This window comes from Nocardia higoensis NBRC 100133 (assembly GCF_000308595.1).
GTDB classification, from domain to species: domain Bacteria; phylum Actinomycetota; class Actinomycetes; order Mycobacteriales; family Mycobacteriaceae; genus Nocardia; species Nocardia higoensis.
In genome coordinates, this window is the sequence record NZ_BAGA01000139.1 from 62,327 (window position 1) to 87,357 (window position 25,031).

Annotated in this window: 23 protein-coding genes, 1 tRNA gene and 1 pseudogene; 12 read left to right on the top strand and 13 right to left on the bottom strand. The window is 66.7% G+C overall.

Features of this window, described 5'->3' with window-relative positions; all coding sequences use genetic code 11:
• The first annotated feature begins 138 nt into the window (after positions 1-138).
• Together ON26_RS25620 and ON26_RS25625 are read left to right on the top strand one after the other, a co-directional pair.
• Positions 139-1,461 (top strand): UDP-glucose dehydrogenase family protein, encoded by a 1,323-nt coding sequence (locus tag ON26_RS25620; protein WP_040799460.1) that lies wholly within the window; start codon positions 139-141, stop codon positions 1,459-1,461.
• A 168-nt stretch (positions 1,462-1,629) separates the two neighbouring features.
• A complete protein-coding gene (locus ON26_RS25625; protein WP_245546053.1) occupies positions 1,630-3,057 on the top strand; it encodes a DUF7159 family protein in 1,428 nt (475 codons plus the stop codon).
• Between the two features lie 650 nt (positions 3,058-3,707).
• On the opposite strand, the pseudogene ON26_RS25630 reads toward ON26_RS25625, so the two are convergent.
• The 4 genes and pseudogenes from ON26_RS25630 to dcd all read right to left on the bottom strand — a co-directional run.
• Positions 3,708-4,988 (bottom strand): annotated as a pseudogene (locus ON26_RS25630) (YibE/F family protein); the annotation flags it as partial.
• A 431-nt stretch (positions 4,989-5,419) separates the two neighbouring features.
• Complete coding sequence (locus ON26_RS25635; protein ID WP_040799462.1) at positions 5,420-6,673, bottom strand: pyridoxal phosphate-dependent aminotransferase; 1,254 nt, start codon at positions 6,671-6,673, stop codon at positions 5,420-5,422.
• 51 nt (positions 6,674-6,724) lie between these two features.
• Positions 6,725-8,065, bottom strand: a complete 1,341-nt coding sequence (locus tag ON26_RS25640; RefSeq protein WP_169333770.1) for an NsdA family TPR-like regulatory protein — start codon at positions 8,063-8,065, stop codon at positions 6,725-6,727.
• A gap of 481 nt (positions 8,066-8,546) precedes the next feature.
• Complete coding sequence (dcd, locus tag ON26_RS25645) at positions 8,547-9,146, bottom strand: dCTP deaminase (protein ID WP_040799466.1); 600 nt, start codon at positions 9,144-9,146, stop codon at positions 8,547-8,549.
• A gap of 100 nt (positions 9,147-9,246) precedes the next feature.
• Here dcd and ON26_RS25650 point away from each other — a divergent pair, with 100 nt between their 5' ends.
• The 5 genes from ON26_RS25650 to ON26_RS35130 all read left to right on the top strand — a co-directional run bounded on the left by ON26_RS25650 (position 9,247) and on the right by ON26_RS35130 (position 11,712).
• Complete coding sequence (locus tag ON26_RS25650; RefSeq protein WP_040799469.1) at positions 9,247-10,020, top strand: SDR family NAD(P)-dependent oxidoreductase; 774 nt, start codon at positions 9,247-9,249, stop codon at positions 10,018-10,020.
• A 53-nt stretch (positions 10,021-10,073) separates the two neighbouring features.
• Entirely contained in the window at positions 10,074-10,823 is a 750-nt protein-coding gene (locus tag ON26_RS25655; RefSeq protein WP_051027576.1) for a phosphatase PAP2 family protein, read from the top strand.
• 166 nt (positions 10,824-10,989) lie between these two features.
• Positions 10,990-11,391, top strand: coding sequence for a hypothetical protein (locus ON26_RS25660; RefSeq protein WP_157171998.1), 402 nt, complete (start codon positions 10,990-10,992; stop codon positions 11,389-11,391).
• 74 nt (positions 11,392-11,465) lie between these two features.
• Positions 11,466-11,536 (top strand) — tRNA-Gly (locus tag ON26_RS25665).
• An 8-nt stretch (positions 11,537-11,544) separates the two neighbouring features.
• Entirely contained in the window at positions 11,545-11,712 is a 168-nt protein-coding gene (locus tag ON26_RS35130) for a DUF5615 family PIN-like protein (RefSeq protein WP_169333771.1), read from the top strand.
• Here ON26_RS35130 and ON26_RS25670 read toward each other — a convergent pair.
• The 6 genes from ON26_RS25670 to ON26_RS25690 form a co-directional block, all read right to left on the bottom strand.
• Complete coding sequence (locus ON26_RS25670) at positions 11,709-12,122, bottom strand: hypothetical protein (protein ID WP_040799473.1); 414 nt, start codon at positions 12,120-12,122, stop codon at positions 11,709-11,711. The two genes, ON26_RS35130 and ON26_RS25670, sit on opposite strands and share 4 nt — an antisense overlap.
• Before the next feature lie 31 nt (positions 12,123-12,153).
• Positions 12,154-12,666 (bottom strand): DUF2231 domain-containing protein, encoded by a 513-nt coding sequence (locus tag ON26_RS25675; protein WP_174375446.1) that lies wholly within the window; start codon positions 12,664-12,666, stop codon positions 12,154-12,156.
• 260 nt (positions 12,667-12,926) lie between these two features.
• Positions 12,927-13,235, bottom strand: coding sequence for a hypothetical protein (locus tag ON26_RS25680; protein WP_040799475.1), 309 nt, complete (start codon positions 13,233-13,235; stop codon positions 12,927-12,929).
• Positions 13,208-13,489 carry a hypothetical protein gene (locus tag ON26_RS33600; RefSeq protein WP_157171999.1) on the bottom strand — a complete coding sequence of 94 codons (282 nt, stop codon included), beginning with the start codon at positions 13,487-13,489 and terminating at the stop codon, positions 13,208-13,210. Before ON26_RS33600 ends, ON26_RS25680 begins: the two co-directional genes overlap by 28 nt.
• Positions 13,479-14,774 (bottom strand): cytochrome P450 family protein, encoded by a 1,296-nt coding sequence (locus ON26_RS25685; RefSeq protein WP_051027578.1) that lies wholly within the window; start codon positions 14,772-14,774, stop codon positions 13,479-13,481. Before ON26_RS25685 ends, ON26_RS33600 begins: the two co-directional genes overlap by 11 nt.
• Positions 14,775-14,791: 17 nt before the next feature.
• A complete protein-coding gene (locus ON26_RS25690; protein ID WP_051027580.1) occupies positions 14,792-16,078 on the bottom strand; it encodes a cytochrome P450 in 1,287 nt (428 codons plus the stop codon).
• A 565-nt stretch (positions 16,079-16,643) separates the two neighbouring features.
• Here ON26_RS25690 and ON26_RS25695 point away from each other — a divergent pair.
• From ON26_RS25695 to ON26_RS25710, 3 genes are all read left to right on the top strand, one after another.
• Complete coding sequence (locus ON26_RS25695) at positions 16,644-17,813, top strand: helix-turn-helix domain-containing protein (protein WP_157172000.1); 1,170 nt, start codon at positions 16,644-16,646, stop codon at positions 17,811-17,813.
• 106 nt (positions 17,814-17,919) lie between these two features.
• Complete coding sequence (locus ON26_RS25700) at positions 17,920-18,432, top strand: hypothetical protein (RefSeq protein WP_157172001.1); 513 nt, start codon at positions 17,920-17,922, stop codon at positions 18,430-18,432.
• A 59-nt stretch (positions 18,433-18,491) separates the two neighbouring features.
• Positions 18,492-19,895, top strand: a complete 1,404-nt coding sequence (locus tag ON26_RS25710; protein WP_157172002.1) for a hypothetical protein — start codon at positions 18,492-18,494, stop codon at positions 19,893-19,895.
• Positions 19,896-19,961: 66 nt separating this feature from the next.
• Here the strand turns inward: ON26_RS25710 and ON26_RS25715 are convergent, their stop codons facing one another.
• The 3 genes from ON26_RS25715 to ON26_RS25725 form a co-directional block, all read right to left on the bottom strand.
• Positions 19,962-20,261 (bottom strand): hypothetical protein, encoded by a 300-nt coding sequence (locus ON26_RS25715; RefSeq protein ID WP_040799487.1) that lies wholly within the window; start codon positions 20,259-20,261, stop codon positions 19,962-19,964.
• Between the two features lie 150 nt (positions 20,262-20,411).
• On the bottom strand, positions 20,412-20,621 hold the full coding sequence (locus ON26_RS34285; protein WP_040799489.1) for a KOW domain-containing RNA-binding protein: 210 nt from the start codon (positions 20,619-20,621) through the stop codon (positions 20,412-20,414).
• Between the two features lie 155 nt (positions 20,622-20,776).
• The gene (locus ON26_RS25725) at positions 20,777-22,468 is read right to left on the bottom strand and encodes a TerD family protein (RefSeq protein ID WP_040799492.1); all 1,692 of its coding nucleotides are present in this window, start codon (positions 22,466-22,468) and stop codon (positions 20,777-20,779) included.
• A 650-nt stretch (positions 22,469-23,118) separates the two neighbouring features.
• On the opposite strand from ON26_RS25725, the gene ON26_RS25730 reads away from it, so the two are divergent.
• Together ON26_RS25730 and ON26_RS25735 are read left to right on the top strand one after the other, a co-directional pair.
• A complete protein-coding gene (locus tag ON26_RS25730; protein WP_157172003.1) occupies positions 23,119-24,042 on the top strand; it encodes a DUF3800 domain-containing protein in 924 nt (307 codons plus the stop codon).
• 303 nt (positions 24,043-24,345) lie between these two features.
• On the top strand, positions 24,346-24,864 hold the full coding sequence (locus tag ON26_RS25735; RefSeq protein WP_157172004.1) for a hypothetical protein: 519 nt from the start codon (positions 24,346-24,348) through the stop codon (positions 24,862-24,864).
• Positions 24,865-25,031: the final 167 nt, after the last annotated feature.

Genomic DNA, 25,031 nt, shown 5'->3' on the forward strand with positions numbered 1-25,031 from the left:
GACGATGCTAGGCCGCGCGTGGGGTCTCCTGTCCCGCGCAATGCCCCCATCAGCGTGTTTCCGCCTGTACATCCGTTGTTGCCGTGACCCTTGCCGCACCGACGCGGCGTCGTCACGGTGGCGGCGTACCAATCGAGCATGCGATGCACAGTCTTCGGTACCGGCTATCTCGGGGCGACGCACGCGGCGTGCATGGCCGAACTGGGCCACGAGGTGGTCGGCGTCGACATCGACCCCGGCAAGGTGGCCAAGCTCTCCGACGGAGTGGTTCCCTTCTACGAGCCGGGCCTCGAGGCGGTGCTGCGACGCAATCTCGACGCGGGCAGGCTGCGCTTCACCACCTCCTACGACGAGGCGGCCGAGCACGCTCGGGTGCACTTCCTCGGCGTGGGCACCCCGCAGCGCAAGGGTGAGTACGCCGCCGATCTCACCCACGTGCACGCGGTGGTCGACGCATTGGCGCCCCGGATGCGGGAACCGTCGGTGATCATCGGCAAGTCGACCGTCCCGGTGGGCACCGCCGCGGCCCTCGGCCGCCGGGCCAGGGCTCTGACCGGCGCCGAGGTCGAGGTGGCCTGGAATCCGGAGTTCCTGCGGGAGGGTTTCGCCGTGCAGGACACGCTGCGCCCGGACCGCCTGGTGCTCGGCGTGGACCGCGACCGCCCCGGCTCCGCCTGGGTCGAGGCCGTGGTGCGCGAGGTCTACGCCGAACTGCTCGACAACGAAGTTCCCTTCCTGAGTACCGATCTGGCGACCGCCGAACTGGTGAAGGTCTCGGCCAACGCTTTCCTCGCCACCAAGATCTCTTTCATCAACGCCGTCTCGGAAGTCTGTGACGCGACCGGCGCCGATGTGACCGTGCTGGCCGACGCGCTCGGCTACGACGCCCGCATCGGCCGCCGATTCCTCGACGCGGGACTCGGTTTCGGCGGTGGCTGCCTGCCCAAGGACATCCGCGCGTTCATGGCGCGCGCCGGTGAACTCGGCGCCGAGCACGCGGTGGCCTTCCTGCGCGAGGTCGACAACATCAACATGCGCCGCCGGACGAAGGTCGTCGACATGGCGGCCGCGGCCGTGGGCGGCTCGCTGCTCGGCGCGAACGTGGCGGTCCTCGGCGCGGCCTTCAAGCCCGAATCCGATGACGTGCGCGACTCCCCGGCGCTGAACGTCGCGGGCTTGATCCAGTTGCACGGCGCCGTGGTCACCGTGTACGACCCGAAGGCGCTGGAGAACTCCCGGCGGGTCTTCCCCACCTTGAACTACGCCACCTCGGTCGCCGAGGCCTGTGATCGCGCCGACGTGGTGCTCGTGCTCACCGAATGGGACGAGTTCACCGCCTTGCGGCCGGCCGATCTGGACGGCGTGGTGCGCGCCCGCTCGATCGTCGACGGCCGCAACTGCCTGGATCGGGCTGCCTGGCGAGGCGCCGGATGGGTGTACGCCGGACTCGGCACCCCGTAGAGTGGCCTGGCGAGGCCTCGCCGGGACCCCATGTCCGGGTCACAAGCCTCCGGTGCGAGCGGGCGCCGCCGGTAGGGTCGCCGGAAGCGGATCGCACGGATCGTGTCGATCATGCGCAAGGGCGCGCGTTCGAAGGCGAGGGCGCGCGGGAGACGAGATAGGCAGCAGATGAGTTCGGTACTGGGAGTGTCGGTGGGGGCGAGCACCGTCCGTCTGGCGCGTCCACACGCCGGAAACTCCGCCGCGAACCTCGATCCGGGCGCTTTCGACATTCAATCTATCCGAGTATCGCCGCCGCAGCGCGCCGAAGAGTTGGCCGCCGAAGCGGTCGGCGTCGCACTGGCCACCTCGCCGGATATCGTCGCGACCGCCATCACCTACCGCAACGAGCAGCAGGCGCACGCGCTGCGCGCCGCGATGGCCCGTCAGCAGCTGACCAACTACGAGCTCGTCCCCGAGACCGTCGCGGCGGTGGAGTACGCCCAGGCCACCGGCGACGTGCGCGGCATCTCCTCCCTGGTGGTCTACGACCTGGGCGGTTCCGGGCTCACCGTGAGCGTGGTCGACGCCCAGACCAGGGAGATCCGCCACACCGAACGCACCAGCGACATCAGCGGCGACTACCTGGATTCGCTGATCCGCGAACAGCAGATCGCCTCCGGCCGCATCGCCCACCCGCAGGACGAAGCGGGACTGGCCGCGCTCGACGCGCTGTGCCGGGAAGCCAAGGAACAGCTGTCGTCCAATACCGCGGTGGCGCTGCCCAGTCAGCAGGGACTGGTGCTGCTCACTCAGGAGAACTTCGAGTCGCTGATCATGCTGGCGATCGAGTCCTCGGCCCGGATGGCCCGGGATGTGATCGTGCGCTCGGACCGACCCGTGCACGGCGTGCTCGCCATCGGCGGAAGCGCGCGAATCCCGTTGCTGGGCAAGGTGCTCGAGCGGTGGATGGGCGTCTCGGTGATCGTGCCGGAGAGCCCCGAGACCGTCACCGCGCGCGGTGCGGCGCTGCTGGCCCGTCCGGTGCAGTCCACCCCGGTCGCGCCGGCCGGCATCACCCCCGCCCGCCCGGCGCCCGGGCCCGGCGGCGCCTCGGCACAGGGACAGAACGGGCGGGTCGGCGGATTCGACGCCGAACTGTCGCCCGCGTGGTTGTCCTCGGCGCCGAAGAAACGCACCGCCAAGCGCGACGCGAGCATGCCCGACTGGTTGGCCGCCGCGCCGGCCAACGCCCGCAAGCCCGAGGTCAGTGGCGCGGTGCTCACCGTGAGCGCGCTCATCGTGGTCGCTGCCATCGGGATCGGTCTCGGCTACGGCCCGCAGGTGCTCGAACGCGACCGCAGCAGCGAAGAGGTCACCTCGATCCCCACCACCACCCCGGCGCGCACCACCACCCTGGAACCGCAGATCGCCGTGGCACCCGAGACCACCGAGGTCAAGGAGTCGATCGCGGTGGCCCCGCCGCGCGACACCGCTACCGAGCCGCCGCCCACCACGCCCGGCCCCAACACCTTCGTCGTGCCCGGCCTGCCGCCGATCGTGCTGCCGACGATCCCCCCGGACGCCTTCCCCTTCCCGGCTCCGCCGCAACGCTGAGCCCGGACTGCCGGGCAGGCGCCGCCTCAGCGTCACGGGTATTCCTCGCCGGAATCGCTTCCGCCCCAGGGCTGTCCGTAGGGGCCTGACCGATGCCTGCCTCGCTCGGATGCGCCGTGCTCGCTGCGCCACCCGTCGGCAGCGCTGTCGTCGGCCTGCCACGGGTCGGCGGACGCGCTGTCCGCTTCCCACGCGGCCGCGGACCTGTCGCCCGCGTCCCAGCCCCCGGCCGGTCCGTTCGCGACAGGCCAGGCCTGTGCAGTTCTGCGGTCCGCCTGCCACGACTCGACGGGCCTGTCCTGCGCCGGCCGGCCCTCGCCCGCACCTCCCCCGGTCTGCCGGTGCTCGGACGGCCCTCGTCGGGCAGGCGTTCCCCGGCCCTGCCACCCGCCGGCCGCCCCGCTCTGCGACGAGCGGCCGCCCATACCCCGCTCCGCGATGGGCCAGTCCCCGGTGCCGGGCCCGGTCGCATGCGTTCCGGCGCTGCGATCCCCCGCCCGGCCACCGGTCCCGCCCGCTGCCGGGTTGCGCTCGGCGGCCGCGGTCCCGGGCGAACGCCGCCGCGGTCCTCCGCTCGCGGCGGACCGTCCCTCGGCACCGCGTTCGGGTCGCCGTCGGGCCGGACGCCCCTCGGACTCCTCGGCGGCGCCCCGGCCGTGCCGCGGCCCCGAAGCTGCCACCGCCACTTCGGGTTTCGACTCGGATGAACCGAACGGCCGGGCCAGCATCACCGCGATACCGGTGGTCAACGGCACCGACAGCGCGAGCGCGATGCCGCCCACCGAGGAGCGCGCGATCTCGATCGCCACGGCGTCACCGACGAACACGTCCCGAATGGAGCGCCCCGCCACGCTGAACAGCAACAGCAGCGGCAGCGCGCCACCGGCGTAGGCGAGCACCAACGTGTAGACGGTGCTGGCGATGTGGTCACGGCCCACCCGCATGGCGGCAGCGAAGACCTCGCGTCGCGAAGCCTCCTTGTCCAACTCGGCCAGCTCGAAAGCCGCCGACGCCTGGGTGATGGTGACGTCGTTGAGGACGCCGAGCGAGCCGATGATGAAGCCCGCCAGCAGTAGCCCGGTGATGGAAACGTGCTGGATGTAGGTGGCGACGTTGGTGTTCTGTTCCTCCGACAGACCGGTCAGCCGCGTCATCTCGATCGCCAGCCAGGACAGCACCGCCGCGAGCACCATCGAAGTGAGGGTGCCGAGCAGCGCCGAAGAGGTGCGCAGATTCACCCCGTGCGCGAGATAGAGCACGGCATAGAGAATCAGCGAGCCCGCGACCAGCGCGACCGGGATGGCCGGTTTGCCGTCGAGCAGCGCGGGCAGCAGGAACAGCACCAGCACCGCGAACGCGAATCCCAGGCCGAGCAGCGCCCGTACGCCGCGCCAGCGCGCCACGACGATCACCACGATCACGAAGACCAGCGCGATCAATGCCAGCGGGAAGCCGCGCGCGTAGTCGTCGAAGGAGTACATCGGCGTGCCGTAGGGATCGGTCTGGCGCACGATGCGGATCTCGTCACCGCTCACCAGCGATGGCTGGCCGGGGCCGGGCGAGAGCTCGAGCAAAGTCCGGTTGCCCGCGTGCGGTCCGGATTCGATGTCGATGAGCACGCGTTCGCACTCGTAGTTGGTGTTGCGCGGCGCTTCCGGCTTGTCGGCGAACACTTTGCCGATGGAAGGACTGCCGCACGCGCCGATATCCGCGGCGATCACCGTGCCCGCTTCGGTCTCCACCGCCCCGCCGCCCGCCGTCTGCATCGGCAGCGGGATCTCGATGTTCTGCCGGTCGGGCCAGAGCACGACGGCGGCCACCAGGGTGAGCGCGCCGATCACGGTGAGCAGCCCGATCACGACCCGGGCCGCGGTCGCGCCGATCGCGATCGGTCCGGAATGGTCGTGATGGTGGTGATGGTGGTCGCTCACCGGGCTCCTGACTGTCCGTCGTGTCCCGGGTGCCGTCACCGGACACGGAAACGGCGGCGACCGGGAAGCTAGGCGATGCCGAGCTTAGAGGATGCGCTGTTCACGATGACATTCTCCGAAACAACGAAGACGTTCTCCGGAACAACACGGAGGGTGAACGCAGAAGTCGGGAAGGGGGCGGCGGAGAGCAGGGGGATGTCTCCGCCGCCCGCAGGGTCGGCGGCCCAGGGGGGTAGGCGGCCGGAACCCGAGGTCCAGGTTGCCCAGGGGGGGTAGGCAACCCGACCGGGCACTTGATGTGCCGAGAGCAACTGTACACAAAACTTCGTGTTTTGCGCTAGCCGATCTTCAAAACTCGCCGATATCCGGACATCAAGTATGTTTTAGGCCCGTAAGCGGGGCGATTTTGCGCCGATCGCCCCTGCTCACCGTTATTGCCGGTAGCTCGCCAGGAAGTTGCCGAACCGCTCGATCGCCACCGCCAGATCCCGGGCCCACGGCAGCGTCACGATGCGCAGATGATCGTGGTGCGGCCAGTTGAAGCCGGTGCCCTGCACCATCAGGATCTTCTCCTGCAGAAGCAGATCCAGAACGAGCTTCGCGTCGTCGTGGATCTCGTAGACATTCGGGTCCAGCCGGGGGAAGGCGTAGAGCGCGCCCTTCGGCTTCACGCACGACACCCCGGGGATCATGTTCAACCGCTCCCAGGCCACATCGCGCTGTTCGAGCAGTCGCCCGCCGGGCAGGATCAGATCCTCGATGCTCTGGTAGCCGCCGAGCGCGACCTGAATCGCGTGCTGTGCGGGCACATTCGGGCACAACCGGGATGTCGCCAGCAGGTCGACGCCCTCCAGGAACCCGCTCGCGTGTTCCTTGGGGCCGGTGATGACCATCCAGCCCGAGCGGTAGCCCGCGACCCGGTAGGCCTTGGACAGGCCGTTGAAGGTCAGGCACAGCAGATCCGGCGCGAGCGTGGCCAGCGAGGTGTGCTTGGCGTCGTCGTAGAGGATCTTGTCGTAGATCTCGTCGGCCAGCAGCAGCAGCCGATACTTGCGCGCCAGGTCGACGATCTGCTGCAGCACCTCCGCCGAGTACACCGCGCCCGTCGGATTGTTCGGGTTGATGACCAGCAGCGCCTTGGTCTTGTCGGTGATCTTGGCTTCGATGTCGGCGATGTCGGGCTGCCAGCCGTTGGACTCGTCGCACAGGTAGTGCACCGGCGTGCCACCGGCCAGGCTGGTCATCGCCGTCCACAGCGGGTAGTCCGGGGCCGGGATCAGCACCTCGTCGCCGTTGTCCAGCAGTGCCTGCATGGTCAGCGTGATCAGCTCGGAGACGCCGTTGCCCAGGTAGACATCATCGACATCCACCTGGGGAAAGCCGGGGACCAGCTCATAGCGGGTGACGATCGCCCGCCGCGCGGACTGGATGCCCTTGGACTCGGAGTAGCCCTGCGCGTGCGGAAGCGCGGCGATCATGTCGCGCATGATCACATCGGGGGCGTCGAACCCGAAAGGCGCGGGATTGCCGATGTTGAGCTTGAGGATGCGATGGCCCTCCGCCTCCAGCCGTGCCGCGTGTGCGTGTACCGGTCCACGGATCTCGTAGACGACGTTCTGCAGCTTGGTGGACTGCTCGAGCACACGCGGCGGGTGATGCGGTAGATGAGGACTCACCTGTCCCATGGTGCCACCACGGGCAAACCGATTATTTGCCGCGTCGGTCGGGGCCGCGATTCACGCGCCGATCGAATGGCCGCCGGCCGAGATGCCCTTGGCCGAGGGCGCGGCACAGAACTCCTCGATGCGTTCGTCGAGCTCACGGGCTCGCGCCGAGTCGCGGAAGCGCGGCGCGGCGATCCGGCGCCGCACCCCGGCCAGTCGTTCCGGAAGCTGGGCGATCCGCCGGTCCTGGTCCAGGACCAGCACGGGGGCAAGCACTTCGGCCGCGCCGTCGAGGCTGCCGTTGATCAGATGCGCGGCGGCATTGTCCACCCGGGTCAGCGCCTCCGCGCCGTAGGAGCGCTTCTCCAGCGGACCGCTCGCGTACAGCTCGATCGCCCGGCTGGTCGCGGCCAGCGCCTGCTCGGCCTGACCGAGGTGGATGTAGGTGGCGCCCGCGTAGTACTGGGCCTTGGCGTCGGGGAAGCCGAACACCCCGCCGATCTCGTCGTGCAGGTCGTCGGCGGCGCCGTGCGTGCTCGCCTCGTCGGCGGCCCGCACGCAGCGATCGGTGTCGGCGGCATTGCCCAGCGTCGCCCACATCCTGGCCTCGATATTGAACAGCCGCACCCGCGCCGTCGCGGATTCGGCGTATTCCTGGCCGCTCTGGGCCAGCAGCACGGCTCGGCGCGGACGCTGCGAGCGGCATTCGATCAGCGCGTGCATCCCGCGCGTCCAGGCCCGCAACCCGTTGTGGTCGCAGAGCTCGGCGTAGGCCCAGGCGGCCCTGACCTGTTCGGCGGCGGCGTCGAGGTAGCCGAGGTCGGTGCTGGCGTTGGCGAGCAGACCGGTCAGCGTGCCCGCCAGCAGGTACAGATGCCGGGTGTCGGCGGGCCGCTGATGGCCCTCCAGCAGCCGGTAGACGCGGCGGCGCACGCGCAGCATCTCGACGGTCATCGGCACCGGCGGTATGTGCACGTAGTCGTTGGCGATCCGCACGACATCCGCGTCGAGCTGCTCCAACGTGGTGGCACCGACATTGGTGCTCTCGGCCCGGCCGACGTGATCGCTGGCCTCGTGGGCAGCCGCCATGATCAGATCCCTCTCCGAAATCGACGCCAACGCATCACTTCTGATCGCACCGGAGCCGATGAAGGCCAGCAGATCCGCGTCGCTCGCACTACCGGACGGCCTCGCGGGAGCCGTCCCCGTGTCGGCCGCGGTCCCTCGATCGAGCAACGGCTGATCGATGAGGGCCGCGAACCGCGCCCGCACAACTTCGTCGGACCTGGCCAGGGAAGTGTCCAGGGCGGCTTGGTTCACCGGACGCGGATGCACCCGGCTACCCCCCGCCTCCCATTTGGATACGAGCCTCTCGTGCACACCGAGATGTGCGGCGAACTCCCGAATGCTCATCCGCTTGGCATCGCGAAGGGCCCGGGTCTCTCTCCCTGACCACTGCCGGACCACGATGACATCCCTTCCCCGACCGAACTCCCTTATCAGAGTACGTTTCCGGATGTGTCCCCGGCCACAGTCAATTCGGCAAAGGCACAGAGGGCAGTGCGGGGGCAGCAGAAGGTGAGCGTGGCGAACTCCCCCTCACGCGGCGTGTCGGGGCACTCTCGAAGGGTGTGGCGATGTCGCCGCTCGGGCCGCGTGATCCGCCGGGACGGGTGCTCCCGGAGCGGGTTTCGCGCGCGGGCGGCGAGCTCCCGCCGAATCGTCGGGGAAGCGGCGGGAGTGCGGTGGCGGGGACCGGAAGTGCGCCGCCGGTCCCCGCCATCCGCGGGTAGCGGCGTAACCGATTGTCGCGCAACAGCGCTCACGCAATGCGCTGCCACACAAACTCGATTCGACGACATCGCATTCCCGGCAGACACCGGGCGCTACCGGCTCAGCGCGCTTCCACCGCGTCGATCGCGTCGGTCGGCAGCGGGAAGTTGAGATACGAGCGCGACGGCGTCGGCCCACGCTGGCCCTGATACTTCGAGCCCGCGGCCGCGCTGCCGTAGGGATGCTCGGCGGGGCTGCTCAGCCGGAACAGGCACAGCTGGCCGATCTTCATCCCCGGCCACAGCGTGATCGGCAGGTTCGCCACGTTCGACAGTTCCAGCGTGATGTGACCGCTGAAGCCCGGATCGATGAATCCCGCGGTCGAGTGCGTCAGCAGCCCGAGCCTGCCCAGGCTGGACTTGCCCTCCAGCCGACCGGCCAGGTCGTCGGGCAGGGTGCAGACCTCCAGCGTCGACCCGAGCACGAACTCGCCCGGATGCAGCACGAACGGCTCGCCCTCGCCCGGTTCCACCAGGCTGGTCAGCTCGTCCTGGCGCTGAGCCGGGTCGATGTGGGTGTAGCGGGAGTTGTCGAAGACCCGGAACATGCGGTCCAGCCGGACGTCGATGCTGGACGGCTGGATCAGGTTCTCCAGCAGCGGCTCGACCCCGAGACGCCCAGCGGCGATCTCCGCACGGATGTCACGATCGGAAAGCAGCACGCCATGAGCCTAGCGCTCGCTTGCATTCGGTCATCACGCCCACGGTGACAAGCCGCGACAGATAACCTCTCGTTGACACATTACGGAAGGACCTCCCACAATGACCGACGCCTCACCGTTCGACCTCACCGGTCACGTCTCCGTCATCACCGGCGGCAATTCCGGCATCGGCCTCGGCTACGCCCGCGGCCTGGCTCGCGCGGGCGCGGACGTGTGCATCGTCGGCCGCAATGTCGAACGCAACGAGGCCGCGGCCGAAGAACTGAGCGAGTTCGGCCACCGCGTGCTGACCCTGGCCTGCGATGTCGCCGACGAACAGCAGGTCGCCGACACCATCGGCCGGGCCGCCGCCGAACTGGGCCGCATCGACTCCTGCTTCGTCAACGCGGGCGTCCCGCAGGGCACCGTCTCCTTCCTGGAGACCGACCTGGCCGAATTCCGCCGCGTCACCTCCGTCAACCTCGACGCCGCCTTCGTCACCCTGCGCGAAGCCGCCAAGGTGATGGTCGCCCAGGGCGAGGGCGGCAGCCTGGTCGCCACCGCGAGCCTCGTCGCCAAGCAGGGCGCCCCTCGCGGCCAGTCCTACGCCGCCAGCAAGGCGGGCATCATCGCCGTGGTGAACTCCATCGCCGTCGAGCTCGCCAAGCACGGTATCCGCGCCAACTCGGTGCTGCCCGGCTGGGTGGAGACCCCGATGACCGAGGACCTCTTCAACTGGGACCGCTTCCGCGACCGCGTCCTGCCCCGCATGCCCGTCGGCCGCTGGGGCCGCGCCGAGGACTTCGAATCGGTGGCCGTCTACCTGGCGAGCCCCGCCAGCGCCTTCCACACCGGCGACTCGCTGCTCATCGACGGCGGCTACAGCAAGTTCTGACCCGGCCGGTATCCCCGGGCCGGTTCCCGGCTCGGGGATGCCAAGGTGGACAGGTGACCGCACCGCCACCCCCGCACGCCCGATCGCTCCCGGCGCTGGCTCTGATCACCGCCGTGTTCGCGACCTGCTTCGGCGTGCTCACCTGGCAGGTCGTGGTCCACGATGTGGGCGCGCGGGCCCCGCACGACCACGGCGGGCTGCTCGTCGTCGACCCGTGGGTGTCCGGATGGATCATCGAGCACCGCGCCGGCCCGCTCACCGCGCTGGCCTATTTCGTCAGCACCGTCGGCGACACCCTGTCCATGACCATCCTGGGCACCGTCGTCTGCGCCTACCTGCTGCGAACCGGCGACCGCGCCCGCGCCACCCTCGTCGCCGTCGCGGGCTTCGGCGCCGCCGTGATCGTCTTCGGCGGCAAACGACTCATCGGCCGCGAGCGCCCGCCCGTCGCCGACCGGCTCACCTACGAACCCAGCCTCTCCTACCCCTCCGGCCACGCCGTCGCCAGTTGCGTCGTGATCGCCGTCTGCGCGGCGGTCTTCATCCCTCGCCTGCAACGCCTCGTCGCCCGGGTCGCCGCCTGGGCGCTCGCGACGGTGTTCGTCTTCGCGGTGGGATGGTCACGGGTGTACCTGGGGGTGCACTGGCCCACCGATGTGCTCGGCGCGTGGTGCGGCGGCCTCGCGTGGATGGGGGTGTGCCTGGTGGTGTTCCGCAGTCGCCCTCGAACACCCGAGGACACCGACGACCGACCGGTCGCACCCGTCGATGCGAGACGATCGGATGCGCCGGAACATCGCTGACCCGGCCGGTCGAGAGGTGATTTCCAGCCGTCCGCGGCCAGGCGTGCGCACCGGGTGAAAGGCACTCGTACACAGCATGATTCAATGTCCGGTTCGTTCGCGGCAGCTGCGACGACTGTTGACGGAACATCTTGTCGACACCATCACTTATGTGAAGGACATCCCCATGACACGCAGAACCACGCGGCACGTTGTCACCGTGATCGCCACCGGAGTAGCGATCGCCGGAGCGGTCGTCTCGGGCGCCGGTATCGCCGGCGCCGCGCATGTCCCCGCAGGGGGCAACGTCCGCTACATCTTCTGCTCCGACGTACCGGCAGGCCACGAGATCACCTACTACGACAGGTTCGGCAAGCGGGACGAGATCGTCACCCTGACCGAGCAGACAGGCGACGATCTGTGGTGCCGCCACGTCGACGTGACGTTCTCGAACGAATCCGTCACCTGGTCGGCGATCAAGCACGAGGAGGCCGGCTACGTCTACACCGCGATCTACGTGAACGGAACAATGGTGGCTCGCGAGGAAGGCCGCTCGGACTACGGCTACACCTGGGCGCAGGCCTACTGACACCGGCAACTCGACCTGGGCTTCTCGCGCGCGTTGGGTAGCTCTGCTATGCTCCCAACGCGCGTGCAAGACCTGCCGATGTAGTTCAATGGTAGAACTTCTGCTTCCCAAGCAGACAGCGCGGGTTCGATTCCCGTCATCGGCTCAACCATAATGACCAGGACTTTCGTCCTGGTCATTATTCGTCTCACTCCTGCTCGAATCCCACATGCCAGGCACGTTCGACCAGAAGGAAACCGGACCACCGACGACCAGGTGACGGCTGTCGCCGACGCAGAGGATCGGGTCGTGGTGTCCAAGGACGCCGACTTCCGGATCTAGCTCCCGACGTCGAGGGCGGTCAATAGGACCAGCACGAGCGTGGCGATGGCCAGTACCCCGTGGCCACCCACGATCGCGACCGGGAAATGGCGCTCCGCCGGCGTCTCGGCCACGATCGGGGCGCGGCCCCGGTAGACCGGCAGCCACCGCAGCAGCATCACGAATCCCAGCAGTGCGACCGGCACCAGAAGGCCGAACGCAACCCACGCCAGCGCGTCGTTGTCGACGAAGAGATAGATGATCCAGACGACCAGTCCGGCCACGGCGAGTAGGAAGTGCCCGAACACGACCGGAGCGGGGAGGTGGCTGGAACCGGATTGGCGTGCACCGCCTTTGGCGATCCAGGTGCTCAGCAGAACGAACCCTCCGGCGGCGGTGAGCAGCCAGAGGATCAGAGCAGCGAGGCCCATGATGACTCCTGAGTGTGAGCAGGAAGAGAGGTCAACGGTGATATCCGGTGACCTGGGTGGTTTCGTCGGCGACCCGTACGCCGTAGTGGTACGCGAGTTTGCCGCCCAGATATCCGGAGACGCCCAAGGTCGCGAAGGCGACGAGCGACACGATCAACGGACCGGCCGGGGTCGCGACATCGACTCCGGTTCCCGCGGTCCGCCACCAGAAACCCAGCGCAAACGCGACGGTGACAGCCAGGTTCAGGCTCATGTGCACCAGCCCGATGCGGAACGCCGGTGTTCCGGAAGGAATCGAGAACAGGTCGAGGAAACCGACCATGGCAGCCGCGAGGGCGCCCAGTACGCCGATCGCGAGCAACCACTGCGCGCCGCGGGCGAGCGCGGCCGGATCGTCGACCACGTGGGAGCCGATATCGAACACCACACTGGCCAGCCAGGCGCCGATCGGGACGGTGACCAGGATCGGGTGGAAAGGATGCCCGTACGGCCCAGCCAAGGCGGCACTGACCGGCCGTTTGGCCTGCCGCATCTGGTCGGTCATGACACCTCCGTTCAACCATCCGCTGTTACCCGGCAAATATCGGTGTAATAGCGGTTTCGTGGGGTCGAGATGCACTCGTCCTAGCTGTACCCGATCGATTTCGAACCACACGATCGACGCGATCATGATCAGATGACCAGCGTCGGCACCCTCCCGGCAGTGCACACGCGTCGACTGCACTCGAGGTAGTTCACCGGCCCGCACCTGGTGAGGGATCGGCCGCGCAGCATCCGTCGGCGGAGCCGGTCCGTGATGTGAAGTCAGGGGTTGGGGGTCCAGCCGCGCACGCGAGGAATGACGGCCTGTGGCACGACCAGCGTGGCTGCCAGGGTGAGCGCTCTGGTCGCGGTCCCGAAGTGTTCCAAGCTCGGAGCCAGGATCGTGGCGGCGCGGATCTTGTGGGCGCTGTCGATGATGAGCGTGGTGGGCATGAAGGTGTCCTCGTCGATGTCGAGGATGCGGGTGAGGGTGTAGCCGTCTGCGGTGGCGAGTTCGACGAGGGTGTGCCGGTCGGTGTCGGGCGCGGAGCTGACGGTGAGGTTCAGCAATCCGAGAGCGATGTTGTCCATACGTTTCCTTCCATCCAGCCGCGATCGCGGAAGTACCGGTAGCCGTCCCTGCTCACCAGGAGGGCGGCGACCTTGGTGGAGCAGTGCCAGGCACAGTCGCCGTGGAGATGCAGCGCGATCGTGGCGTCCCGAGGCGAGCGCGTCGGCCAATGCGGGTTGTCGTGGCGGCGCTCGTCGGTAATGCGAATGCTGGGGGCGTGTTCGAGCGGGATGACCACACCGGCGGGCGACGGCGACGGCGTGTCAGTGACCACGGTGGTGCCCTCCTGGGTGGTGTGGCGGGTCCAGGTAAACGGGCAGGGACTGATGTCCGTGGGAGACGAAGCTGGACAACGGTTTCAGCTCGTGGGCTTCGACCGCGAGTGTGAGGTCCGGGAAACGCCCGAAGAGGGCGGGTAGTGCTTCGGCGGCTTCCAGGCGGGCCAAAGGCGCGCCCAGGCAGTAGTGGGGTCCGTAGCCGAAGGACAGATGTTCCTTGTTCGGGCGGGTCGGGTCGAATGCGTCAGGGTTCGGGTGGTGCGCGCTCGGGCTGCGGTTGGCGGCGGCGAAGCAGGCGAGAATCGCGTCACCGGCTTTGATCCGCTGACCTGCGATGTCGACATCGGTGACCGCGTAGCGCAGCGGCAGGTTCGGTACGGGTGGCGCGTAGCGCAAGCACTCTTCGATCAGACTCGACCAGGTGACACTCCCGACGCGCAGTTGCGCCAGCAGTTCGGGCCGGGTCAGCACCTGGTAGACGGCCTGATCGATCAGGTTCGCCGTGGTCTCGTAGCCGGCGCTGATCACCAACAGCAGCGTGTGGACGAGTTCTTCTTCGGTGAGCCGGTCGGCCTGTTCGTCGCGGTGGCTGATGAGCAGGCTGGTCATGTCCGCACCGGGCTCGACGCGGCGGCGCGCGACCAGTTGGGTGAGGGTGTCGAGGAGTTCGGTGAAGGTGGCCTGCGGGTCACGCTGCGGGCCGGTGCAGAAGATCTCGTCGACACACACCCGCAGGCGTGCTTGGAGATCAGCGGGAACCCCCATCAAGGCCGAGATCACTCGCAAGGGCACCTGGGTGGCGTAGTCCTCGCGCAGGTCGATCACCGCCCCGTCGGGTCGGGCGGCGAGATCGTCGAGCAGCCTGCGGACGATCATTCTGATCTGCGGGCGCAACGCGGTGACGCGGCGGGCGGTGAAGGCGGGCCCGACGAGTTTGCGCAATCGTTGGTGGTCTTTGCCGTAGGCGGTGAACATGTTGCGCACCGAGATCCACGCGATCTGTGGCCAATCCGGCGGGATCTGTCCGGCACGGAACTTCGGCCAGTGCCGGTGGGCGTCTTTGGACACGCGCCAGTCGGTGAACAGCTGCTTGATCACCTCGGCATCGGTGACCGCCCACGCAGGGATATCACCGGGCAGCACCACCGGCACCAGCGGCCCCCGATCCCGCAGTGCGATGGCTTCATTGGTGATGTCGGAGCCGGTGACATCCAGCACGATCGGACCACGATCACCACCAGGCACGGATATAGAAGCAGGGGCGGGTTGCAGATCGGTCATCACAGATCACCTGACATTCAGCGGACGGTCGGAACGGACAGTGATGCGGCAGCGGGAAAGACCACGGGCAGCGATTCCAAGGACCGATGGAACGGTCCCGGCCGCCACCTCAGCTCTTCGGCGGGGACAGCGAGTTCGATTTCGGGCAGTACGTCGAGGAGTTGATCGATCGCGTCGCCGGCGATCAGCTCGGCCAGAGCGCGTGCAGGGCACCGATGCGGGCCCGCGCCGAGTCCCAGATGGGATTCGTTGCCGAAGATGTTGCCGCCCACTACGGCCGGATCGTTGTTGCAGGCGGCCAGACTGATCACGATCGGCTGATGCGCAGGCACCCACGTCTCGCCGACGAGCTGCGGTCGACGCGGATACGACATACAGAAATTCGCCAACGGCGGATCACGGAACAACACATGAGTCAGCGCGTCACGAGTCGAGACCTCCCCCGCGACGACCCGGCCCCCGAAATCCGGCCGGCTCATCGTCAACGACACCGTGTTGACGATCAGATTCGTCAACGGCTCACTCGCCGCCGCATACAGGGTGAACAGCTGATGGACCAGTTCCACATCATCCAGACCCGCAGGATGCGCGAGCAGCCAGGACGTGACGTCCTCCCCCGGCTCGACACGCTTGCGAGCGACGAGCCCGCCCAACGCCGCCACCGCCAACCGGTTCCCACTCACCGCATCGGCGGTGGAATCGAACATCATCGCCATCCCGGCGGCAGCCCGCTCACTGATGTCGGAATCGCACCCGATCAGCTCGCCGATCACCTCGAAAACCAACGGACGTGCGTAGTCGCCGAGCAAATCGGCCCGGCCGGTGGTGCTGAACCCGTCGATCAACCGCGCCGCGCTGCGCTCGACCACCGCGTGCAGGGCAGTCAGATCCACGCGAGCCAGGGCGTCCACATTGGCCGCGCGATACCGCACGTGTTCGATACCGCTGCTGCGCAGCGCATTCGGACGCTTCTGCATCATCGGCAGCACCGGGCACCCCCGCGGTATGTCACGCTGCCAGGAACTGGGATCGGCGGGGAAGTGGTCGGGATCGTTGAGGATCTTCAACGCGGTCCAGTAGCCGATCACCAAGGTCGCGGGGACCCCGGGAGCCAGCCAGACCGGCACCAGCGATCCGAACCGTGCACGCATCCGGGCATAGGCGGCGTGCGGGTTGGACGCGAACTGTTCGGTGTACAGAGGGACACGCGACTCGTTGTCGGCATCCGGTGGCGAGCCACGACCGGCGGGGCAACCGCTGGGAGCGGTGCCATCGAATTGCCTGGTGGACAGAGAGGTAGCCATCGGTGCCGCACCGTGTCGGGCGACCATCGGGCGGTCGACGTGCTCGACGACTACCGCTCGGGTATCGGTCGGACCGTCGGAGCCAACCCGCTCACGGTGAGAAGCCCTGGCTCCGCCGATCGACGGAGAGACCGACATGACTGACCGCCTCGACCTGACGAGGTACGGGAGGACAGTGAAGAACGCCGATAGCGGCGACAGCGCCAGAACGATCCAGGCATCGTTGACGTTCAACTCGGATCCTTTCGCAGCAGGCAGATCGGACGGTTCACGACTTGCTGCGATGTCCGACCTGCTCCGGAAATCGCGCCCGTATTGTTGAGTCCCCTCGGGAGCGGCGGATAAGACGTGGCCACTCCGAGCGCGTCCATGCCACTGCCTTCCGTCACCGCCGTAATGGTGAGCACCCGGCGTCGAGGGGCCGAACCAGGTGCATGCCGCAAGGGGTGCGGGTGGTTCGGGTTACCGATGACGCTCGACGCCGGGGCCGATCAGGACGTTACGGCCCTGCGACCAGGGCGAATGTTCGGAGAATGTTCGACATTTCGGGCGTAGCGTGTACTGCATGGCACGGACCAATGTCGGCAAGAACATTGCCCGAATCAGAAAGCAGCGCGGCCTTACCCAGCACCAACTCGCCGCCGCCGCCAACGTGAGCCGATCCATGCTCGCCCAGGTCGAGACCGGGCAAGAACGTGGCTCGACAGTGTGGGTCGGATCGGTTGCCCGCGCACTCGGGGTCGACCCATCGGAGTTGTACGGCAAGGACAGAGAGCCGGCTGAACTAGCCACAGTCGTGCCGATCTTGCGGCGCACACTCGCTGCAACGGATTTCGTCGACGACGTCGAACCCGTCGAACTGCCCGAACTGGCCCGACAGGTTGCCCAAGTTTCGCAATGGCGTCGTGACGCCAAGTACACGCGGATCACAGAGACGCTGCCGGACCTGGTCGACGCTCTACTCGTCTCGGGGCAGCACAGTGGGCGGCCCGCCTACAGCCTGCTCGTGGACGCCTACCGAGCCGCGAATACCGTCGCCCACAAACTGGGGTACTCAGACCTCAGTATGACCGCAACGGACCGGATGGTGTGGGCGGCGGAGCGATCCGGGGACCCCCTGCTTCTCGGCACCGTTCACTACGTCCAAGCCGCCACCTTTTCCCGCGTCGGTGCCACCCCGAAAGCACTGCGGCTCATCGGTCGATCGCTCGGCGACATCGAACCTTTCGTGGATGAGGATGCCACGGCCGCCGCGGTCGCTTCGATGCTGCACATGCGCGCTGGCACAATCGCCGCCGCAACGGGCGACGCCGACACCTCACGGACGCACCTCGACGAAGCCGAGCACCTGGCCGGCCACATCGGAGACCGCGTCATCTACAACACCCCGATCGGCCCTGCCAACGTGAGCGCCTACCGGGTTTGTGCGGAAGCGGATCTCGGCGAGCCCGGCAAGGCAATCGAGTATGTACAAGCGATGCGGATACCCAACGGTTTTCCGGCCGAGCGCCGCGCCTACTTCTGGGTTGATGCGGCGCGCGCGTATCTCGGAGCGGGACAGCTCGAGGCGGCGACGGGCGCCCTTGTCGAATCGCGGGCAGCGAGCGCTGAGCATTTCCGTGCATCACGGACTGTGGATGACACGATCGACACGCTCGCAGCGTTGCAGCGGCGGCCGTCGGACACGCTGCGGAGTCTGGCGCGGTCGGCAGGAATGACTGCTCTCAACCCGTAGACGCGACGAATAGCCCTCACTGATCCTCGGTCGCCGTCTCGGCAGCCGGGAACCATTTTCTGTGACGAGCAACATTCATCGACGACAACCGCTGGAAGGGGAAAGCGTGGGGACCGACGAGCAGTTGAGCTTGGACTTCGAAGTTCAACGGACCGCTTGGGGCGATTGGGTCGACCCCGAACGCCGGAGAGCCCAGGCACAAAAGTTCATGGACCGTGCGGGTATCGCCCGCATCCCGGCCACGCCCTGGCCCGCCGATTCGCCGGAGGTGAAGCGGCTCGACGCCCTTGTCACCGAACTGTTTCCCGATATGGAGACAGCCACGAACCCCGAGAATTCGGATACGGCGGACGCGTTCATCTGCTTCGTCGGCGAATGCTATATCAAATTCGCGCAAGCACAATGGTTCGAATACAGGTGGCGCGGCCGTGACCACTCCTTCTACGACAGAGTGAACCCGGGACTTCGATGGTTCGGAGACGACGACGCCGAGGAAGGGTTCACGATGCTGGAACTCATGCGGATCGTCGTCGGACATTCCGAATATGGTGACGGCTTCTCACTTCTGGCCGATGAGATGCGCGAGGAACACGACCGAATCGTGAATTCGGTTCGGTGACGCTCGCCGACGCAATGCGTCGGATCTGAGATGGACAGAATTCCGGGGGTGGGTGAGTCATGTCTCGTGACGGATACGACAGAGATCGCGATTCCTTCGACAACAATGCGCGCGGGCGGATCTGGGAAAATGGCACCGACCGCCATTACCGTGATCGCGAGAATGGATATCTCAAGCCATCACACGAACAAGAATTGCATATCGAAGTAGGCGCGAATCGTCGTTACGACAAGCAGCGAGGAGCCGTCGAGAACGGTCCCGTTCGAGCCATCGAAGACAAATCGGGCGAGATCAGCGGACGTAAAGATGAAAGCCAGCTGGAGCGCGACTATGAATTGATCAAGGACGGCAAGGTCGAACATCTTCTCCTGCGCTCGGTCGCGGGCGAACGTATCTCGCCGAAGGCGCAGGGATTGATCGCCAAGCTACAGCGGGATTTTCCGGATAAGTTCACCCATCAGATCGTGCCCCGGGCGGACGCCCGCGAGGTCTGGGCGCTGGGTCGGCAACTGGAACGCGGTCAGCAGCTCGAATTGCCGGGGATCGGTCAGCAGGCGCGGGAGCAGGTTCGCGATCGCAAGGACCCCGGGCAGGTGAAAGCGTTCACGAAAGCACTCGAGACAGGTAAGTCGCTTGCCGATCAGCGCGAGCGTCACCGGGAACAGGTGCACCAGCAGCTGCGGGAGATCGCCGACCGTGCCGAGGCGGGAAAGTCACTGGCCGCGGAAACGCTACAGAAGCAACATGAGCGGTTGTCGAAGCGGTTGGACAGTATCCGGGAGGCCGAGCGCAGGAACGAACGCCATCTCTTGCAATCCCTGGGGTTGCGGCTGAGTGAGGACCGGATGCGCACGGTCGAGCAGATGAGGGAGGAAGAACGTGAGAGGCGCCGTCAGGATGTGGTTCGCGGTCTCGAGAAGATCGGACGCGAAGTCGAGCAAGGATACTGGCGGGAGATCGCTGTGGAGCACAATGCGCGGGTCCAGCAGTTGGGTATCGAGCATGTGCGGGCGGTAGAGCAGCGTTTCCATGGCAGGGAAGGGCTGGAGCGGGAGATCGCGGTCGAGCAGGCTCGTCGGCAAGCCGACCGGTTACAGATCACGCCGGAGAAGGTCGCGGGCCTGGACCTGGAACGATTTCGAGCCGTCCGTGACGGTCAGGACACCGGATACCACTTCCCGGACAAGACCCACACCTACCAGCGGTCGGCAATGCCGGCTGTGGAAGTCGAGCACGACGCGCCGGAACGACGGCTGGCGCGGATGGTGCGTGATGTCGACCGGGGATTATCGGTCGATCAGGTCCTGATGCGTGAGGTACTGGACATCAGCAGCCCCGAACCAGCGACAGAGGCGGCGCGGCAGACCTCGATTCATCGACCACCAATGAGCCAGGGACGGTATCGAGAGGCCGAACGCCACCGGGAACGAGGAATCGACCGCGGCCCGGATCGTGTGCGTTAGCCAAGTCAGGTTCCTCCACCACCAGTGAGGGCAGGCCGACAGCCCGCCCTCACTTCGGCACACGCCCTAGAAGAGGCCGTCGAAGCTGCCGGTCGCGGTCAGCGTGAGCAGGTGCAGCGGGAGTTCGGAATGCGGCACCACCGACAGCCGGAACCGGTTGCCGTTCAGCTCGTCGCACAGCACCACGGCATCAGGCACGTAGCCGACGGCGAGCTTGTCGGCATTGCACGCCCACTCGGCGTTGTAGCCGGAGTAGTGGCCCAGATACGTGGCCGCGCTCGCAGTGCCCGCGCCCAGTCCGGACGTGAGTGCGGTAATCGCGCCCGCGGCGAGAACGGACGCGGCGATACGGGTACGGAGGGACAAGTCGTCTCCTGTGATCGAGTCACCGGCCGAGCGCCGGCGAACCTTTCAACTTGACCTCTGTGATCATTGAAAGCCAACTAGTGCAGATTTATTCGTGAGTAGCTGCGGCATCCGCGCAGTCGCCGCAATACCTACCCCGCGTGCACAGAATCAGAGAAGTTCGACTTCGGTGAACTCAGCGGTCAGACTGTGCTGCTGTCCCCGAAGCACGCCGCCTTCACGATGTACCACTCCCTCGTGGAATTCGATGCGGAGCCGTGCCCGCCGAGTATCGACCTCTCGAACTACCCCACAGATCCCACTGAACGGGCCTTCGGGGAAGTAGACGACATCTCCCGGCGCGTACTCCACGATCCCCACGCGCTCACAGTAGTCGAATCGCCCAGCTTCGCCGCCCATCCCAACACCCGAGCCGCGCCGCGTGAAGCCAGTCAACCGTACGCAGTACGCGGCATTCAGGTGCCCCCGGCACCCTGATCGTGCATCAGTTCGGACCGCTCCGGACAAGCCTGCTTCTACAAGCGTGCCCCCTTCTCCAAATTACACTGGCGACAAAGGATCTGAAGATTGTTTACGCTCGTGGCTCCGCCCCGGCTGAGCGGAATCACATGGTCGAACTCCAGATAGTGGATGGCTCCGCACTGGCAGCATTTGCCGCCGTCGCGCTGATACACCTCGGACCTGACGTGCGGCGGGATCGAGCGGGTGTCGCGTTGTCCGGGCGCGAGGACCAGGCGTTTGGCGACACGCAGCGCGCCTTCGAGAACCGCGGCGGCCCATTCGGCGTCGTGTACCTGATAGGTGCCACCCCCACGGGCGGTGGTCGCGGCCACGACGACGTTGCCGTACTCGCTGGTGACCGAGACGATCTTGGCCCACGAGAGTTCGCTGCCCGCACCGGGACCGACGAACCGGAGTTTCTTGTTGCTGGCGATGATCCGCCCCGGGGTGTGCTTGGGTCCGCTCGCCAGGTACTTGACGTGCATGGCGTCGGTCTCGAGGTAAATGAATTCGTCGGCTTCCAGGTGCACCCGCGTCGACTGCACCCGAGGTAGTTCCCCGGCCCGCACCTGGGTGAGGGATCGGCCACGCAGCATCCGTCGGCGAAGATCGTCGATATGACGCTGCGCCGGGCTCAGGTTGGTCACCGCGCCCAACGTGGCCACCGCACGTTCGAACTCGTCGAGTTCGTGCTCTTCGATCTGACTGTCGGCGAACGCGAAGGTCACCACACGCTCGAGATATCCGATTGCCAACGGCATCAACGCTTCCCGGCCCGTGTCGATGTGCACCTGGTGGAAGTTCAGCGAAACCCATAGCGCGTCCCAATCCGGCCCCAGCGGTCCGGTTGTCGTGAGCACCTGCCATGCCTGGGCGCGCCAGCCCTGCATGATCTGCTTGACATCGTTCTCGCACCAACGGCATGGTCGTGCTCCGCGGAATCGAGACTGCACGGGACGCCCGCACCGTTCGCAGCTCCCCTGCCCGGCAGGAAAGATCTGGCGACGGTCCTCGCTCCAGATGCCGTTGTTCCACCAACGCAGCCAGCCGGGGCGATCCGGGTCGGCGTACCAGCCGGGTTGCCGATTCGGCTCAGAGGAAGGCGCGCTCGCCCCTGAGGAGGCTGACGCATGATGCCGTGGGGGCGCGGCAGGCCCCGCCGGCGCCGGGACGGGCGCGGGAGCCGACGACGGTTCGGCCTCGTCATCGACCTGTACGCCGAACTCCTCGGCGAGTCCGCGCAGACCGCTGCTCCATCCTTGAACCACGCAGCGGAACTTCCATGCTCCGTTGCGTCGGTAGAACTCACCCAGGACGATCGCGGTCACCGCTTCGGCCTGGTCGACCTCGAACGAGAGCGCGGCATTTCCGCTGCTCTGCTCTCGTACGGATACGGTGAGTCCGCGGATATCGCGGAACGATCCTTCGTCAACCGAACCGGTGATCACGATCCGGGAAATCTCCGGCTCGACCCGAGCGAGTGCGACGGTCACCTCCGGGCGCGCCGTCGACGCCTCGGTGAGGGATACCGCTCCGGAGGGATGCCTCGGTGCGTTGAAGAACACGAAGTCCTTGTCGTCACGGATCTTCCCCGTCTCGGTGACCAGGAGTGCCTGCGGATCCACCGCGTCGCCCCCGGACCAAGTGAGCGTGACAGCCATCTCCGATGTGGGGACAGGGGCGTTTGCTCCCGGTGTCAGCTTCACGTGTTCGCACCTGTCACGCCGGTGAGTGATCTTGGCTTGACGATGGTTTCCTCCAACCTCTAACGCTGCGTCACCATATCGGCGCGTTCGCGGGAATGTTACAGCGCCACAACGGGTTTCCGAGCGAGTCGGTGAATCGCGCGGCTCGAGGTCGGCCCGAACGAACCGCTCGATATGCGCTGGCTCCACCAGCGCCTTCGCTGTGCGCACCAAGAGCCATCGCAGGCGTCCACCCCTCGTCGACGCCCTCACCTCGCCCGGCGTGGCAAACAGACCGCGGTCAGCGGGACCGCTGCCACGAGGTGTTCTGCCCGGCCGCGCGAAACTCTCCCGATCGCCGAGATGATGGGACCTTTCCCCGGCGCGGAGGTCGACGATCAGTGATCTCTCGACGCCTCCGAACAGGGCGGGTCGAGGCTGCGCGGGAACACGATGCAGGCCACCGCTCGGTAGGGCCACACGACCTCGGTCCTGTCGCCAAGCCGTTCTCGATCACACGGGACGTATCAGCGTCTACGACACGTTGTGCCTGTAGGTTGCGATGAGCTGGCGAACTTGGCATCATCGAAGGCGCAAAAGCAAACGTCGCACACCGTGCGGCAGGTCCTAAGGCCACCCCTCCAAGGGTGGCCTTAGTTGTGTCCTGGGTCATGATCATCGACCATTGGCCGGTGCTTCTGTGCTATCTCGATGAGTCGGGGGATGAGCAGGCTCTCAGGACTGCGACCGATCCGCCGGTACTTGTCATCGCCGGACTGGTCGTAGATCATCAGCGGGTCCACGGCTTGGTCTACAACTTCCTACAGCTCAAGAAGAAGTTCCGGCCCATGCTTGCGCAGCCTACGGTTCAGTTGAGCGACCTGATCACGCACGAGATCAAGGGGTCTGACCTGCGCAAAGACATCCGCAACGGGGGACGAAACGCCCGGCGTGCTGTCTACGCGCTACTGAACGACACACTCGACCTTCTCGAAGAATGCAACGCGAAGATCGTCGGCGAGATCCATATCAAGGGGACGGAGCCGCTCGCTCGTTGGGTGTACGCGGTCACTGTTGCCCGAGTCGCGGAACAGCTCGAAGCGCAGTCACGAGCAGCCAACACCTCCGGCGCTATCGTTCTCGATGCCAGAACCAAGTCGAAGAACGTCCCGTCAGTACACCGGATTACCACTGAGCGGTTCCGTGCTGGCGGGAATCCATACCCTCGACTGGTAGAAAGCCCCGTCTTCGGGCATTCCGACGCACATGTTGCATTGCAGGTCGCCGATCTGCTCGCGTCGGCGTTGTTGTTTCCCATGGCCTGTTTCGCCTACTCCCAGGGACTGATCGACAACATCCATCTCACTGAGAGCTACGGTGAACTTCGGGACCGCTTCGGCTCGCGGCTGCGACTGCTCGAGCATCGGTACGCGGGGACAAATGGGCGGCATGCCGGGGGCATCGTCGTGAGGGACAACCTCAACAACCAGAGGTCCATGATGCTCTACAAGGACTGCCCATTCGATACCGAGCGCAGAGACTCTCTCGAACGACGTCGGTCGTCCGTTTCAGGATCGGCATCGGCGATGGCCTGACAATTCTCCGGATCGCTCCGCTAGCGGAGCCTGACGATCAGTGAGCGCTCGACGCCGCCGAACAGGGCGGGTCAGCGGCGCTGCGCTGCCACTCGTGCACGCGCATGTCCACGTTCACCGCGGTCGGGGCTCGATTCCGTGCGGTGATCGAATGCGACTTCGACTCCGATTTCGCGATCACCGACAGCCGCATACTCGCCGGCCCATTCGTCACCGATGGCTGACCGACATGAAATCGCCATCGCCGAACGGCCCGACGGCAACGGCGAAGACCGTGTACTCGTATTCGATTACGGCGTCGCCGTGCTCGACGGAGCGACCACGCATCATCCCGACATCCCCACAGCCTCCGGCTACGTCGATACACTCGGCCCCGAACTCACCACCCGGCTCGGCCACGGCACGCCTCCGAGAGTCGCGGTGGGAGAGGCGATCCACACCACCGCCGAGAAACTGCGGTTGCAACCCGGCGCATCTCCGTCCAGCACGATCGCCGTGGTTCACGTCGGCCCGGACATCGTGACAGCACTGCTCCTCGGCGACAGCTCGGTAATCGTCGGCACCAAGGACGGCAATGTCGAGGTCCACTCCGATGACAGACTGCACGCACTCAGCGCATCGCTGTCGGACCGCTACCGGCGCCGACTGGCCGCCGGCTCGGGCTACGACCGTACCCATCACGAGCTTCTCCGCGACCTCCAACAGCACCAACGCAGCCATCGAAACCGCACCGGGAGTTACTGGATTGCCGAAGCCGACCCAGCGGCAGCGGACCACGCTCTCGAATTCGCCTACCCACGCGATTCGGTCGCGCCTGGTTGATCGTCGCGACCGACGGCGCTCGCGACACCCTAGAAGCTCTCGGCGTCGAGTGGCCCACCGTATCGGACGAGTCCTCTGCCGGTCTGCGCGAACTTCTGGACCGAGGCCACGCGTGGGAAGCCGACACCGACCCCGGAGATCGGAAGGACACGGTGGAGCGCCTCTTC

Coding starts and splice junctions, on each gene's coding strand:
- ON26_RS35130 (WP_169333771.1), top strand. CDS start 11,545: ATGACCAGGACTTTCGTCCTGGTCATTATTCGTCTCACTCCTGCTCGA.
- ON26_RS25680 (WP_040799475.1), bottom strand. CDS start 13,235: ATGGACAACATCGCTCTCGGATTGCTGAACCTCACCGTCAGCTCCGCG.
- ON26_RS25675 (WP_174375446.1), bottom strand. CDS start 12,666: ATGACCGACCAGATGCGGCAGGCCAAACGGCCGGTCAGTGCCGCCTTG.
- ON26_RS25710 (WP_157172002.1), top strand. CDS start 18,492: ATGTCTCGTGACGGATACGACAGAGATCGCGATTCCTTCGACAACAAT.
- ON26_RS25695 (WP_157172000.1), top strand. CDS start 16,644: ATGGCACGGACCAATGTCGGCAAGAACATTGCCCGAATCAGAAAGCAG.
- ON26_RS25660 (WP_157171998.1), top strand. CDS start 10,990: ATGACACGCAGAACCACGCGGCACGTTGTCACCGTGATCGCCACCGGA.
- ON26_RS25635 (WP_040799462.1), bottom strand. CDS start 6,673: ATGGGACAGGTGAGTCCTCATCTACCGCATCACCCGCCGCGTGTGCTC.
- ON26_RS25650 (WP_040799469.1), top strand. CDS start 9,247: ATGACCGACGCCTCACCGTTCGACCTCACCGGTCACGTCTCCGTCATC.
- ON26_RS25625 (WP_245546053.1), top strand. CDS start 1,630: ATGAGTTCGGTACTGGGAGTGTCGGTGGGGGCGAGCACCGTCCGTCTG.
- ON26_RS25690 (WP_051027580.1), bottom strand. CDS start 16,078: ATGGCTACCTCTCTGTCCACCAGGCAATTCGATGGCACCGCTCCCAGC.
- ON26_RS25670 (WP_040799473.1), bottom strand. CDS start 12,122: ATGGGCCTCGCTGCTCTGATCCTCTGGCTGCTCACCGCCGCCGGAGGG.
- ON26_RS25685 (WP_051027578.1), bottom strand. CDS start 14,774: ATGACCGATCTGCAACCCGCCCCTGCTTCTATATCCGTGCCTGGTGGT.
- ON26_RS25640 (WP_169333770.1), bottom strand. CDS start 8,065: ATGAGCATTCGGGAGTTCGCCGCACATCTCGGTGTGCACGAGAGGCTC.
- ON26_RS25730 (WP_157172003.1), top strand. CDS start 23,119: ATGATCATCGACCATTGGCCGGTGCTTCTGTGCTATCTCGATGAGTCG.
- ON26_RS25620 (WP_040799460.1), top strand. CDS start 139: ATGCGATGCACAGTCTTCGGTACCGGCTATCTCGGGGCGACGCACGCG.